We start from the raw sequence: 13,863 nt of genomic DNA on the forward strand, positions 1-13,863 counted from the left end.
TAAAATGGTAGTTGGAGATTTCCCAATCGAAACAGATACTATAGTCATCGGTGCCGGCCCTGGTGGATATGTAGCCGCAATCCGTGCTGCACAGCTAGGACAAAAAGTAACTATTGTTGAGAAAGGTGAGCTTGGCGGGGTTTGTTTAAACGTCGGTTGTATTCCTTCTAAAGCCTTAATAACAGCTGCACATCGTTACGAAACAGCAAAACATTCTGATGATATTGGTATATCTGCAGAAAATGTAACAGTTGACTTTTCTAAAGTTCAAGAATGGAAAGGGAAAGTTGTTAAGCAATTAACTGGCGGAGTACAAGGACTTTTAAAAGGGAACAAAGTAGATATCGTTAAAGGTGAAGCATACTTTGTTGATGCCAATACATTACGTGTAATGGATGAAAATTCTGCACAAACTTATACATTTAAAAATGCCATTTTAGCAACTGGATCTCGTCCTGTTGAGATTCCAACATTCAAATATTCAAAACGTGTTATAAATTCAACTGGTGCACTTAACTTACCTGAAATTCCAAAGAAATTAGTCATTATTGGCGGTGGAGTTATTGGTGTTGAACTAGGTACTGCCTATGCAAACTTTGGAACAGAAGTAACCATTCTTGAAGGCAGCTCAGAACTATTTGCTGGAAGCTTTGAAAAACAAATGTCTACACTTGTATCTCGTAACTTAAAGAAAAAAGGTGCAGAAATTGTTACAAATGCAATGGCAAAAGGTGTAGAAGAAAACGAAAACGGTGTTATTGTAAAATATGAAGCTAAAGGTGAAGAAAAAACCATTGAAGCTGATTATGTACTAGTAACAGTTGGTCGTCGTCCAAATACAGATGAATTAGGATTAGAACAAGTAGGTATTGATATGACTGTTCGTGGTATTGTTAAAATTGATAAACAATGCCGTACAAATGTATCTAATATTTATGCAATTGGTGATATCGTTGAAGGTCCACAATTGGCGCATAAAGCATCATACGAAGGAAAAATTGCTGCTGAAGCAATTGCTGGTCACCCTTCTGAAATAGATTATCTTGGAATTCCTGCAGTTGTATTCTCTGAGCCTGAGTTAGCGACTGTTGGTTTTAATGAGAAACAAGCGAAAGAAGAAGGAATTGAAGTAGTTGCTGCTAAATTCCCATTTGCAGCTAATGGACGTGCTCTTGCACTAAATAATACTGATGGTTTCTTAAAACTTGTTACTCGTAAAGAAGATGGACTAGTTATTGGAGGTCAAATTGCCGGTGCGAATGCTTCTGACATGATTGCTGAAATAGGTCTTGCTATTGAAGCAGGTATGACTGCAGAAGACATTGCTATGACGATTCACGCTCATCCAACATTAGGTGAAATTACTATGGAAGCTGCCGAGGTTGCACTTGGAACACCAATTCATATTGTAAAATAAGCAAACAAAAAATAAACCACAGCAATGTGGTTTATTTTTTTTATAACATAAAAATGGTTTTAAAATATGATACTTAGCTCATATTATAAGTATTAACATTGTGGTTTACACCATAGAATGAAAATCATGAGAAAAAAGGAGCTGCAATAATTTATAAATCGTTGGTGATGTTATGAAAAAATACGTTGCATTTCTTTTTCAATTAATTATATGGAGTTGCTTTACATTAGCTGTATGGTTATCAAATAGAGATCATTTGATCTATAGAATCATTGTCTTTATTGTTTTCTTTTACTTAGCCTTTTTATTAGCAAGAATGATCGTAAAATCGAACCGCGTTACAATTTTAATTACGCTTTCAAGTTTATCTATTTATTTTCTTCTTCAAATAATTTTTCAACAAATATTACCCTCACCGTTTTCATAATAACGAGAATCACGGCAGGAATTATTCTTGTCGTTTTTCTTCATTTTGATGAACTTTTTTTATATTAGATATACTTTATTAATAAATTTTATAAATATGTCATACAAATTAGGCTTTAAAAATCTAACGATATGTATTATTATAGAAGTATTAGAAAACGCTTTCTTAAATTATTAGGAAGGGGAAATTGACATGGGAACACTAGTGTGTCAAGCGTGCAACAAAATCATTGATCATTTTGAAGATGAAAAAGTGACAGTTTTATATTCTAGCTGTAAAAAATGTCAAGAAGAAGATAATGAAACAGAAAAATAATCATTTTTGATAAAAAAGCTTTCTCCAAAGGAGAAAGCTCTTATTTTATAGCCTTATGCTCTTTAATTACTCGAAGTGTTTTTAGCTCAAAGTCTTCAGGACCTTGAACTGGCAAGCCCACCTCGATGTTTTTATGAATATATTTTAGATTTTCCTCAGTAATGATCTCGCCTGGTATAAATATTGGAATACCTGGTGGGTACACCATTACAAATTCCGCAATTATTCTGCCCGCAGATTCATCAAAAGGAACAATCTCTGTTTCAGCGTAAAATGCATCACGTGGAGTTAAAGAAAGGACTGGAATATCTGGTAGCATGACTTGTACATCAACTGTACCGGATAAATGAGAAAACTGATCTGATAACTCCTGTAAAGCCTTTATTAATAGATTTGTTTCATTTTCTGTATCACCTGGAGTTATTAAACAAAGAATGTTGTACAGATCTGATAATTCCACTTCAATATTATAAACTTCTCTTAACCACTTTTCTGCATCATGACCCGTTATTCCGAGGTCTTTTACTGATATAATCAATTTGGTTGGATCATAGTCATAAGTCGCTTTTGTGCCTAGTATTTCTTCTCCAACACAATATAAATGGTTAATATTATTAATCCTGTTCCGAACGGTTTGAGCGAGTTGTATTGTTTTATCTAATAATTCTTTTCCTTGTGTAGCAAGTCTTCTACGGGCTACATCAAGTGAAGCAAGTAAAAGATAGGATGTGGACGTTGTTGTAAGCATACTTAATATTGCTGCAACACGATTGGATGAAACTAATCCTTCTTTTACATTTAAAATCGAACTTTGTGTCATTGATCCACCTAATTTATGGACACTTGTTGCAGCCATGTCAGCACCAGCTTGCATCGCTGATATAGGAAGCTCATCATGAAAATGAATATGGACTCCATGTGCTTCATCAACAAGAACAGGAACTTGATATGAATGAGCGATTTCAACTATTTTCTTTAAATCAGCAGCAATACCAAAATAGGTTGGATTAATCACTAAAACACCTTTGGCATCAGGATTTTGTTGTAAAGATTTTGAAACGGATTCAGTTGTAATGCCATGGGAGATACCTAAATTAGGGTCAATGTCCGGGTGAATAAAAACCGGAATTGCTCCTGAAAATACAATAGCCGACATAACAGATTTATGAACATTACGTGGGACGATAATTTTATCTCCAGGTCCACAGACTGCCATAATCATAGCCATGATTGCTCCGCTGGTACCTTGAACAGAAAAAAATGTATGATCAGCCCCAAAGGCTTGAGCAGCTAGTTCCTGTGCTTTACTAATCATTCCTTTCGGTTGATGTAAATCATCTAACGGAGCGATATTAATTAAATCTATTGATAGAGCATTATCGCCGATAAATTGACGAAAATCTGGATCGATTCCTGTTCCTTTTTTATGTCCAGGAATATGGAATTGAACTGGATTCTTTTTTGCATGTTCCACTAATCCAGTAAATAACGGAGTTTCGAATTGTGACAACGATTAATCCACCTCTTTTTGCCTAAGTCTTAGTAGTCTTTTAATTAGAGTTTTGAAAAACAAGTGAATTATAGCATTTAACCTTATCTTTGAAAATAGTTTCTTTTTTTATAAAGTGACTGGCAACATAATAAGTGTAATGTTGGAGACATCTTTTCCAGAAAAATTCGTTTAACCTATTGTTGCACACTAGTATAATTAAGATTTTCGATTCTAAAGTAGCAAAGTATTCGAAAAGAGTCTTTATTTAAAAGGAGATTGTACTTTGAATAGCGAAGTATTAGGAAATGTCTGATGATATTCAATACTGTTCGAGGTGAGGTACATATGAATTGGAATACGAAAATCACTGAAATACTAAAAATTAAATATCCAATTATTCAGGGGGGGCTAGCCTATTTAGCCTACTCAGAATTGGCTGCTGCCGTATCAAATGCCGGAGGGTTAGGTCAAATTACAGCAATGTCTTTAGAAAGTTCTGAAGCCCTTCGTGAGGAAATACGAAAGGTAAAAAAATTAACCAATCAATCTTTTGGAGTCAATTTTGCTATTGGTCAACATGGTCGTCCATATTCACATTTATTAGATGTTGCAATAGAGGAAGAAGTTCCGGTAGTTTCAGTAACTGGTGGAAACCCTTCGCCATTTTTTAAGCATTTAGAGGGGATAAATGTAAAAAAATTAGTACTAGTAGCAGCGAAGCGACAAGCACAAAAAGCAGAAGAATTGGGTGCAGATGCGGTAATGGTAGTTGGACAAGAAGGGGGAGGACACTTAGGAAAAGATGATATAGGTACACTTGTCTTAGTTCCCCAAGTTGTAGATTCTGTTTCTATTCCTGTTGTTGCTTCAGGGGGTATTGGAGACGGAAGAGGGCTTATGGCTGCACTAAGTTTAGGAGCCGAAGGAATTGAAATGGGAACACGCTTTATCGCCACGAAAGAATGTGTTCATGCCAATGAAAGCTATAAACAAGCGATAGTAGAAGGGAAAGAAACAGACACAACTATTATCAAACGAACTTTAGGCGCACCTGGCAGAGCAATTTCAAATAAATGGACAGAAAAAATTCTTGATATCGAGAAGAATAATGGTGGATATGAAGAATTAAAAAAATATATTAGTGGACAAGCAAATAAAAATTATATATATAATGGAGATGTAGAAGGCGGATTTGGATGGGCAGGCCAAGTAATGGGATTAATCAATGATGTTCCTAGTGTAGAGGAATTAATAACTCGAATAATCCAAGAAGCTAATGGAATCCGCCAAAAATGGGCAATATGTTAATAATATTTTTTAATTAGAAATGCGTAGGCGGCTGTTCAGCCTCAGGCAAAAATGTTCCTGGTTTTTGACCTTGAGAGGGCCGGCTGCTTACGCAAGACATGAATGAGAAAGACGGTGTAGAAATGGAATATCAGTATCCTTTTTCGATGGATTGGTCTACAGCAGAAGTCATCGAAGTTATCCATTTTTTTGAGGCCATTGAGAAGGCCTATGAAAAAGGTATAAAACGTGATGAATTAATGGAAAAATATCGACGTTTTAAGGAAATTGTTCCAGGGAAAGCGGATGAAAAAAAATATTGTAATGAGTTTGAAAAAGAAAGCGGCTATTCATCCTACCAGGTGGTAAAAAGATTAAAGGAATCTGATTCTGGCAGTATTATTAAAATGTAAAAACCTCCGAAATGGAGGTTTTTCATTTTTAATGGATAAATTTTAAGCCAAATTGTAAAGCGAGACTAAATGCTGAAACGTATCATTAATTGTATTTATTAATTCATCACCAGTCATGGCAATCGCTTGTTCACGTGGAATGTGCATTCCGCATAATATTTCTGCTTTTTTAACGGTTTGCAGTCTTTGGAATAATGGTAATAATTCATTTCGATTCATTTCTTTCGCCTCGGGTTTCGTATGATCCCCAGCCCAAACATAGTTCGAAGGTATTGTTTTTAGTATTTTGTTTATATTTCTCTCCAGATTTTTTCCATAATCCGCTTTATTTGGAGCCTCATAAATTACAGCAAACCAAATAAATAAATGTGTTTTCCAAAGTCCAATTTGGAAATGGGGCAGCATTTTATAGCCACGATTATTACTGGAAAAAGCCACCCATGTATCATTTGGCGGATTTATCGTTCTTCTCGCATGCTTAGCAACATGCGGAAACATTTCTTCGCCAGTTAAAGCACTTAAGGTAGGAGCAAAATGTGTTCCAAGATCCTCTAATTTCGGGCGAATATTATTAATTAATTGCTCCATTCTTGCATCAAGACCATCAATATTGAATACATCAAAGTCTTTATTAGTGAAACCTTTGAATTTCATAGTAATGCCTCCATAGATATCTTTCCGATTTGACCATATTTTATCATAATCGACACGGTTCTTTGAAATAAACTGATTTGTTTGTTTACTTTAGGTATTTACACATTTTAGTTACATGAATTTATTTAACAACATAATATATAAAAAATACTTTAAGAATAAAACGCATTTATTTTGGTTATTTAATTATGAAAGGAAGTGACGTTCATGAAACAAGTAATGAACACCTCAAAAAAGAAAAAATATGATCAACAACGGATTGCTGTTTTAAGATTAGAAATGGACTATGAGCTGGCTGTTCTTTTTGAAGCCATCCAAGAGAATAATGTTAAAAAGATGGATTTATCAAAAAAGAAGCTTGAAAGAATTAGAGAAGAATTAATAAAGTTGAAAGTAATGTAAAAGGATTTAAAGTTTTGATTGCGGACTTCCTTTTCCTCATCAAACAGATGGGGTTCATTTTTGTGAAAACGAAGGATGTAAACATTTATTGGAATGACATAATGTTATTTACTTGAATTACATAATAGTTTCCTTTAAGCTTTGTGTACATAGAGTAGAGGTGATGGAGAATCATGACTAATTGGAAACAAATTGATACATATGTGAGACAATGGTTAAAAGAAGCGAGATTACGAATTTTTGACTCATTTCAAAAAACATTGGATATACAAACAAAATCCGATCGAAATGATTTAGTCACTAATATCGATAAGGAAACAGAGGAATTTTTCACCAAAAATATCGCTGCCAATTTTCCAGATCATCACATCGTTGGAGAGGAAGGCTTCGGAGATACCATTGATAAAACAGAAGGCATTCTCTGGATCATTGATCCAATTGATGGAACCGTTAATTTTGTTCACCAACAGCGGAATTTTGCAATATCAATAGGAATATATGAGAATGGGAAAGGAAGGCTTGGTTATATATACGACGTTGTCCATGACGAGCTCTATTTTGTGGAATCTGGAAAAGGAGCCTATTTTAATGACACTCCGATCGCCAAAATGGCTGATACAAAAGTGAGTGATGCGATTATTGGCATTAATTCTTCATGGCTTATCGCAAATAGACACATTCCAATTTCAAATTTACATGCACTTGTACGGGACTCTCGAGCTGCAAGGTCTATAGGGGCAGCATCTCTTGAATTTGCTTATGTTGCTACAGGAAGATTAGATGCCTATATTTCTATGCGGTTATCTCCATGGGATTTTGCTGCAGGAAGGCTCCTAGTAGAGGAACTTGGTGGAGTTGTAACAACAGTTAAAGGCGAGCTTTTACAAACACTGAAAAGCAGCACGGTTTTTGTCAGCAATAAAGGACTTCATGAAGAAATTTTAAAACAGTATTTATTAAAATAAAAAGGCTGTTTTCGTAAAGTTTGTTGCTTTTTAGTGATATTTTATTAACAATCTGAGTTGATTGTAGCGGAGGGCACTTGACTCCTGCGGGAAAAAGAGGGAAATGGGAGACCCCGCAGGCGGTAACGCCGAGGAGGCTCCCATCCCTCCCCGCGGAAAGCAAGTGTCTGGAGCGGAAATCAACGGACTAAGTTTATAGTCTAAAAAAAACAATTTATACAAAAAGAGCTAACTCAAAGTATAGTTGAGTTAGCTCTTTTTGATTTGTTTTAAAAAATTTATAAGCGACCTTCTCTTCGCATCTTTGCTTTCGTTTTAAAACCGTATCCCATTATAAGAATAAGCGCCATGATACAAAATAATATTCCGATGATGCTGCGTTCTCCGATTGAAACGCCAATTCCAACCATAGAAGCAGTAGCTACTACTGCAAAAATTACAAATATCCATTTAATTTCTTTCATTGCATTTTGCCTCCAGTTTTTTATAAAGGCTTTTTTAGAATAGCTTTCCGCCTAAATTCCATTATTATTTTACTTGAAATCAATCATTTTAGCAAAACTTGAGTGAGAAAATTGTGTATTTGGAGAATATAAAAAAACTGTGATATAATACATAAGTTACAGATATACTAACTTTGATGTCCATAAAAGGATGTTCAAAAAGTCCGGTAAACATAGCTATTGAACTCACGGCTCTTTTTGTTCTCCTTTTTGAACACGTATATAAGGCAGGAGGAACCATTTTTGAAAAAAAGAGAAGATTTACGTAATATAGCAATAATTGCACACGTTGACCATGGGAAAACAACTCTTGTGGATCAGCTATTAAAGCAATCAGGTACTTTTCGTTCAAATGAGCAAGTAGCTGAGCGTGCAATGGATTCAAATGATATTGAACGTGAAAGAGGTATTACCATCTTAGCGAAGAATACCGCTATTCAATATAAAGATATCAAAATTAATATTATGGATACACCAGGCCATGCGGATTTTGGTGGTGAAGTAGAGCGTATTATGAAAATGGTGGACGGGGTTCTCCTCGTTGTGGATGCATATGAAGGTTGTATGCCGCAAACTCGATTTGTATTGAAAAAAGCACTTGAACAAAATTTAACACCAATTGTTGTCGTAAATAAAATTGATCGTGATTTTGCACGTCCAGAAGAAGTTGTAGATGAAGTCATTGAATTATTTATTGAATTAGATGCAAATGAAGATCAATTAGAGTTTCCTGTCATTTATGCTTCTGGTATTAATGGAACAGCAAGCTCAGACCCAAATAAGCAGGATGAAAATATGGAAGTATTATTTGAAACGGTTATCGAACATATTCCTGCTCCAATCGATACAAAGGAAGACCCGCTGCAATTCCAAGTTGCATTATTAGATTATAATGATTATGTAGGTAGAATTGGAATTGGACGTGTATTTCGTGGTACTATGCATGTAGGACAGCAGGTTGCATTAATGAAATTGGATGGGACAGTAAAACAGTTTAGGGTTACCAAATTATTCGGTTTCTTTGGGTTAAAGCGTTTAGAAATTCAAGAGGCTTATGCTGGGGATCTTGTTGCAGTTTCAGGAATGGAAGATATAAATGTCGGTGAAACGGTGTGTCCTATTGAGCACCAAGAGCCGCTTCAACCATTACGAATTGACGAACCTACATTGCAAATGACTTTTATCGTGAATAATAGTCCATTTGCTGGCCGCGAAGGAAAGTATATAACAGCTAGAAAGATAGAAGAACGCCTTCGTGCACAATTACAAACAGATGTTAGCTTAAGAGTAGAAAACACTGATTCACCGGATGCTTGGATTGTTTCTGGACGTGGTGAGTTACACCTTTCGATTCTAATTGAAAATATGCGTCGTGAAGGATATGAGCTTCAAGTGTCGAAGCCGGAAGTTATTGTAAGAGAAATTGATGGTGTTAAATGTGAACCAATTGAAAGGGTACAGATAGATATTCCAGAAGAACATACTGGAGGCGTTATTGAATCCCTTGGATCACGTAAAGGTGAAATGCTGGATATGATTAACAATGGAAATGGCCAAGTTCGTTTGATCTTTAATGTACCAGCTCGAGGATTAATTGGGTATACTACTGATTTTATGACATTAACACGCGGTTATGGAATATTAAATCATACATTTGATAGTTACCAACCAATGCAGCCTGGACGTGTTGGCGGCCGTCACCAAGGTGTCCTTGTTTCGATGGAAACAGGAAAAGCGACTACGTATGGAATTATGCAAGTAGAGGATAGAGGGACCATTTTTGTTGAACCAGGGACCGATATTTACGAAGGTATGATTGTTGGTGAGAATACCCGCGAAAATGATCTTACTGTGAATATCACTAAAGTTAAGCATGCGACAAATGTTCGTTCAGCAACGAAGGATCAAACGAATGTCATTAAAAAACCTCGTACAATGTCATTAGAGGAAGCTCTTGAATATTTAAATGAAGATGAATATTGTGAGATAACCCCTGAGTCTATTCGTTTAAGGAAAAAAATATTGAACAAAAATGAACGTGAAAAAGCTGCGAAGAAATTGAAATATGCAGAAACGAACTAAAAGCTGTTTTTTAATAATCATTTAAAGGGGAGTTAAAAGTGCCAGAGGTAAATGTTCAGGAACACCTTTCTTTTTTCGCCGGATTGTATAGGGTTCATGAATACCCTAAATTAGGAATGTGGATGCTTTATTTAACCATTGTGGCTCTATGTATTCTCGTTTTTAAGTTGGGCTTTGCACAAAAGCTTCCTTTGCTGAAAACGGTAATCATTTATTTGTTTTTAGCATTTGGATGTACAATTTTGACCTTTTTGGGAATTTTTCTTCCGATTACAGAAGGGTTAGTGGTAGCAGCCCTAATATTGATTGTTTATAAAATTCGTAGACACAATTTCAAAAAACAAGAAGCTCAAAATGATGCATAAAACAACTCCATCAGGATATCCTGGTGGAGTTGTTTTTCTGTATATTGATTTAATACTCTTCTTCGGTTTTAGCAACTTCTCTTGCCGCAAGTCTTGCATTAGCTTTTTTGGCAATACGGTCATGACAATCAACACACATATACGTATGGATTGGACGATTTCTTAATCGTTTGGCCGTAATTGAATCATCGTCAATCATATCAAGCTTTTCGCAAATTATGCACTTTACCTTCATTTCGTTACACCCCATGTTTCAATTACATTTTTTTTAGTATAACATGGAAGTGAAAGTGTGGGTATTTTCCTATTTTCTTATTCATTGTTCATTTATGGTAATTAGACTGCTTTTCTTGTTGCTTTTCTAACAGCTTATCATTCTTATCGTTTAAATTTTGATTTGGATTTTCGGTCCCAATTTGAGTATTATTTGGCTCTATAAGGTTTTTTGGTATTTCAGGCATCAATCTTCCCGCGATATCTGCAAGCTCATTTAATATCCCTTGCCCTGGTTTTCCAGCGCGGATATCCTGTCCAATTTCTCTTAGTCTAGCAGTAAAATCAGGATCAGCAACGACAATGGCATTTGCTCCGTATGGATCATGTTTTAGACTCTCAGCTACAGAATATTTAATTGAACCCACCTGGGAGAGGTCTAGTTTATCATCAACATCGATGCCGACAATAGCATAATTGCCAAAAACAACAGCGGTCGCATCCTTCACTTTAGGCTCACTTGTAGCAAGCTTTACCAACCTCTTTGAAATTTCCTGCCCACTTTTTCGATCAACATTTCTAATGTTACTATCCTTTACAGTAATCGTCCTAGGAGTGTTATTGTTCAAGTTATTATTTTGTCCAATATTTTTGTTTGCACATGCAGCTAGTAATGCAGAAAGACAAAGAATTAATCCAATCTTTTTCAAATTATTGCACCTCCTAAAAGGCGTTTGCGCTTTTCTATATTTAGTGTGCAATTTTCTTCTATCTTTATACATTTGTTCATATATTTTAGCAATGTCAGTCCACTTCAAATGAACCGGATAAAGAGCAAATTCATATTATACAATAATTAAATAAGGAGCAGGAGGCATCAATTTGAAGAAAATTTATGTATTAGATACAAATGTCTTGTTGCAGGATCCAAATGCCATATTTTCTTTTGAGGACAATGAAATCGTAATTCCTGCAGTTGTACTAGAAGAAGTTGATTCGAAAAAGAGGTATATGGATGAAATTGGACGTAATGCAAGACAAGTATCCAAATTGATAGACAGCTTTAGAAAAGCAGGAAAGCTCCATGAAAGGATTCCACTTAAAAATGGTGGAGTACTTCGAATAGAATTAAATCATCGATCATTTCAACAATTACAAGATATATTTATCGAAAAAACAAATGATAATCGAATATTAGCCGTGGCCAAGAATCTTGCTCTGGAGGAGAGTGCAAAAGATAGCGGAAGACAAGTTATTCTCGTTAGTAAAGATGCATTGGTTAGAGTTAAAGCGGATGCACTTGGACTAAATGCAGAGGATTTTTTAAATGATCGAGTCGTAGAGATTGATCACATATATACAGGATTACTCGAAGTTTATATAAATATTGATTTATTAAAATTATTTTATGAGAAAGGTGAGGTTGATTTATCAGAATTTACTGATCACTCTTTTTATCCGAATCAGTTTCTTATTATGAAAGATGCACTAGGCAGCTCATCATCTGCAATTGGGATCGTTGATAAATCGGGAAAAGCGGTCAGAAAATTAGTATATAATCAAGAATCAATTTGGGGGATTAAACCAAGAAATGTCGGGCAAACAATGGCAATGGAATTATTATTTCGTAACGATATAAGTCTTGTAACGATGATAGGGAAAGCTGGTACTGGTAAAACACTCCTTGCTTTAGCATCCGGTCTAATGCAAACAGAAGACTTGCATACGTATAAGAAGCTTCTTGTCGCACGACCAATTGTGCCAGTTGGAAAGGATCTAGGATACTTGCCGGGTGAAAAACAAGAAAAGCTGCGCCCTTGGATGCAGCCTATTTACGATAACTTGGAATACTTATTTAATACAAAAAAACCAGGTGAATTAGAAGCTATTTTAGCGGGTATGGGCTCAATCGAAGTAGAAGCTCTGACTTATATACGTGGAAGAAGTATACCAGATCAATTCATTATAATCGATGAAGCGCAAAACTTAACAAAACACGAAGTGAAAACAATCTTAACTAGGGTTGGGGAAAGAAGCAAAATTGTATTGATGGGTGACCCCGAACAAATTGATCATCCTTATTTAGATGAATATAATAATGGCTTAACTTATGTATTAGAAAAATTTAAAGATCAAACAGTGGCAGGCCATATAAAATTACTAAAAGGTGAAAGATCGAGATTAGCCCAATTAGCTGCTGATCTCCTTTAAAATACAGTAGTTTTCTCACAAAGAAGCAACAGAAAGAATTAAAGATCCATTCTGTTGCTTTAATCTTTTATTAAGTAAAATTATTCTACACTAAATCCTTTTACATGTTTAATAGGCTCATCCCTATTTGATCCATCCGCAAACAAAATGTGAATTGGCCCGTCTTCTTTAAGCGCTTTTCCTTCTTTTGAAAATGCTAATATGAGATTAAAGCCAGTTTCAAGAGGGATTTTGACATCTCCCTTACTTGTTTCTATGACAAGTGTTTTAGCATTATCTTTCGGTTCAGCATTTTTTAAAAAGGGTTCAAATTTAATTCCAAATGTCCCAGTTAATAATTGTTGTTTTAAAAATTTTCGTTCGGATTTCAAGGTTGGAGGATTAATCGCACCTTCCTTAATTTCCCGATCGAAAAACTTTCCAACTTGTTTTGTATATTCTTCATCTTCATCGATGTCTGGATGGTCTTGATCGAAATATGTAGTCAAATCTAGTTTTCTGTCATCAAAAATCCAAGTTCCAACATCTAATGTAATTGGATATTTTACTTCACCACTTATAGGAATAATCATTTTACTTTTCCTCCTTACATATAGAAAATTATACCCTTAAAATTTTAACTTGTCACATGATCAAGATTTTGTATTCTCTTAAAAAATAAATGCCCTTAATCCTTGCATTTTCCTTATTTTCAGAGTAAAATTTTTAGATAAGATTGTCTATTTGAATTTATCCAGTGCAAGTAGCCGGCCTCTCGTGGCAAAAACCAGTTACATTTGACCCAGGGCTGACGAGGACGCTTGCGCTTTTATAAGTAAACGGGGGGATCTAAGTGGCGTCTGAAATTAAAATGGATCACCGGGAAAAAGCCTATACTCTTTTAAGGGTAGACGCAGATAAAATTTTGCGCTTAATTAAAGTCCAAATGGACAATTTAACGATGCCCCAATGTCCATTATATGAGGAAGTATTGGATACACAAATGTTTGGCCTATCCCGTGAAATAGATTTTGCTGTCAGACTAGGTTTAGTGGATGAAAAGGACGGTAAGGAGCTTCTGGATTCTTTAGAAAGAGAACTTACAGCTTTACATGATGCATCCACAAAAAAATAAAAA

General features: G+C 35.3%; 16 protein-coding genes. 10 read left to right on the forward strand and 6 right to left on the reverse strand.

Annotated elements, in window-relative coordinates:
* Positions 1-4: 4 nt before the first annotated feature.
* Positions 5-1,417 carry a dihydrolipoyl dehydrogenase gene (gene lpdA, locus ACQKP0_RS19740; protein ID WP_427407550.1) on the forward strand — a complete coding sequence of 471 codons (1,413 nt, stop codon included), beginning with the start codon at positions 5-7 and terminating at the stop codon, positions 1,415-1,417.
* Positions 1,418-2,036: 619 nt separating this feature from the next.
* Positions 2,037-2,159, forward strand: a complete 123-nt coding sequence (locus tag ACQKP0_RS19745; RefSeq protein WP_427407551.1) for a GapA-binding peptide SR1P — start codon at positions 2,037-2,039, stop codon at positions 2,157-2,159.
* Between the two features lie 40 nt (positions 2,160-2,199).
* On the opposite strand, the gene ACQKP0_RS19750 is transcribed toward ACQKP0_RS19745, so the two are convergent.
* Positions 2,200-3,669: an aminotransferase class I/II-fold pyridoxal phosphate-dependent enzyme gene (locus ACQKP0_RS19750; protein ID WP_427407552.1), complete on the reverse strand. Its 1,470-nt coding sequence runs from the start codon at positions 3,667-3,669 to the stop codon at positions 2,200-2,202.
* A gap of 327 nt (positions 3,670-3,996) precedes the next feature.
* Between ACQKP0_RS19750 and ACQKP0_RS19755 the strand changes: the two genes are divergently transcribed.
* Together ACQKP0_RS19755 and ACQKP0_RS19760 are read left to right on the forward strand one after the other, a co-directional pair.
* The gene (locus ACQKP0_RS19755; RefSeq protein WP_427407553.1) at positions 3,997-4,959 is read left to right on the forward strand and encodes an NAD(P)H-dependent flavin oxidoreductase; all 963 of its coding nucleotides are present in this window, start codon (positions 3,997-3,999) and stop codon (positions 4,957-4,959) included.
* A 122-nt stretch (positions 4,960-5,081) separates the two neighbouring features.
* The gene (locus ACQKP0_RS19760; RefSeq protein WP_427407579.1) at positions 5,082-5,351 is read left to right on the forward strand and encodes a UPF0223 family protein; all 270 of its coding nucleotides are present in this window, start codon (positions 5,082-5,084) and stop codon (positions 5,349-5,351) included.
* A 42-nt stretch (positions 5,352-5,393) separates the two neighbouring features.
* Here ACQKP0_RS19760 and ACQKP0_RS19765 read toward each other — a convergent pair whose 3' ends face one another.
* Positions 5,394-6,005, reverse strand: a complete 612-nt coding sequence (locus tag ACQKP0_RS19765; protein WP_427407554.1) for a YktB family protein — start codon at positions 6,003-6,005, stop codon at positions 5,394-5,396.
* A 207-nt stretch (positions 6,006-6,212) separates the two neighbouring features.
* Between ACQKP0_RS19765 and ACQKP0_RS19770 the strand changes: the two genes are divergently transcribed.
* Together ACQKP0_RS19770 and ACQKP0_RS19775 are read left to right on the forward strand one after the other, a co-directional pair.
* A complete protein-coding gene (locus tag ACQKP0_RS19770; RefSeq protein WP_427407555.1) occupies positions 6,213-6,407 on the forward strand; it encodes a hypothetical protein in 195 nt (64 codons plus the stop codon).
* 173 nt (positions 6,408-6,580) lie between these two features.
* Entirely contained in the window at positions 6,581-7,372 is a 792-nt protein-coding gene (locus ACQKP0_RS19775) for an inositol monophosphatase family protein (protein WP_427407556.1), read from the forward strand.
* A gap of 278 nt (positions 7,373-7,650) precedes the next feature.
* Here the strand turns inward: ACQKP0_RS19775 and ACQKP0_RS19780 are convergent, their stop codons facing one another.
* Complete coding sequence (locus tag ACQKP0_RS19780) at positions 7,651-7,836, reverse strand: YlaF family protein (protein ID WP_427407557.1); 186 nt, start codon at positions 7,834-7,836, stop codon at positions 7,651-7,653.
* 282 nt (positions 7,837-8,118) lie between these two features.
* On the opposite strand from ACQKP0_RS19780, the gene typA reads away from it, so the two are divergent.
* Entirely contained in the window at positions 8,119-9,957 is a 1,839-nt protein-coding gene (gene typA / locus ACQKP0_RS19785; RefSeq protein WP_427407558.1) for a translational GTPase TypA, read from the forward strand.
* Between the two features lie 38 nt (positions 9,958-9,995).
* A complete protein-coding gene (locus tag ACQKP0_RS19790; RefSeq protein ID WP_427407559.1) occupies positions 9,996-10,322 on the forward strand; it encodes a YlaH-like family protein in 327 nt (108 codons plus the stop codon).
* A gap of 49 nt (positions 10,323-10,371) precedes the next feature.
* Here the strand turns inward: ACQKP0_RS19790 and ACQKP0_RS19795 are convergent, their stop codons facing one another.
* Positions 10,372-10,557, reverse strand: a complete 186-nt coding sequence (locus tag ACQKP0_RS19795; protein WP_427407560.1) for a YlaI family protein — start codon at positions 10,555-10,557, stop codon at positions 10,372-10,374.
* Positions 10,558-10,645: 88 nt separating this feature from the next.
* Positions 10,646-11,245: a YhcN/YlaJ family sporulation lipoprotein gene (locus ACQKP0_RS19800; protein ID WP_427407561.1), complete on the reverse strand. Its 600-nt coding sequence runs from the start codon at positions 11,243-11,245 to the stop codon at positions 10,646-10,648.
* 172 nt (positions 11,246-11,417) lie between these two features.
* Here ACQKP0_RS19800 and ACQKP0_RS19805 point away from each other — a divergent pair, with 172 nt between their 5' ends.
* Positions 11,418-12,746 (forward strand): PhoH family protein, encoded by a 1,329-nt coding sequence (locus ACQKP0_RS19805; RefSeq protein ID WP_427407562.1) that lies wholly within the window; start codon positions 11,418-11,420, stop codon positions 12,744-12,746.
* Positions 12,747-12,826: 80 nt separating this feature from the next.
* On the opposite strand, the gene ACQKP0_RS19810 is transcribed toward ACQKP0_RS19805, so the two are convergent.
* A complete protein-coding gene (locus ACQKP0_RS19810; RefSeq protein ID WP_427407563.1) occupies positions 12,827-13,318 on the reverse strand; it encodes a peptidyl-prolyl cis-trans isomerase in 492 nt (163 codons plus the stop codon).
* A gap of 260 nt (positions 13,319-13,578) precedes the next feature.
* Between ACQKP0_RS19810 and ACQKP0_RS19815 the strand changes: the two genes are divergently transcribed.
* Positions 13,579-13,860 carry a YlaN family protein gene (locus tag ACQKP0_RS19815; RefSeq protein WP_427407564.1) on the forward strand — a complete coding sequence of 94 codons (282 nt, stop codon included), beginning with the start codon at positions 13,579-13,581 and terminating at the stop codon, positions 13,858-13,860.
* Positions 13,861-13,863 lie beyond the last annotated feature (3 nt).

Origin of the sequence: Heyndrickxia sp. NPDC080065 (genome assembly GCF_050281185.1) — a bacterium.
Lineage (GTDB): Bacteria > Bacillota > Bacilli > Bacillales > Bacillaceae_C > Heyndrickxia.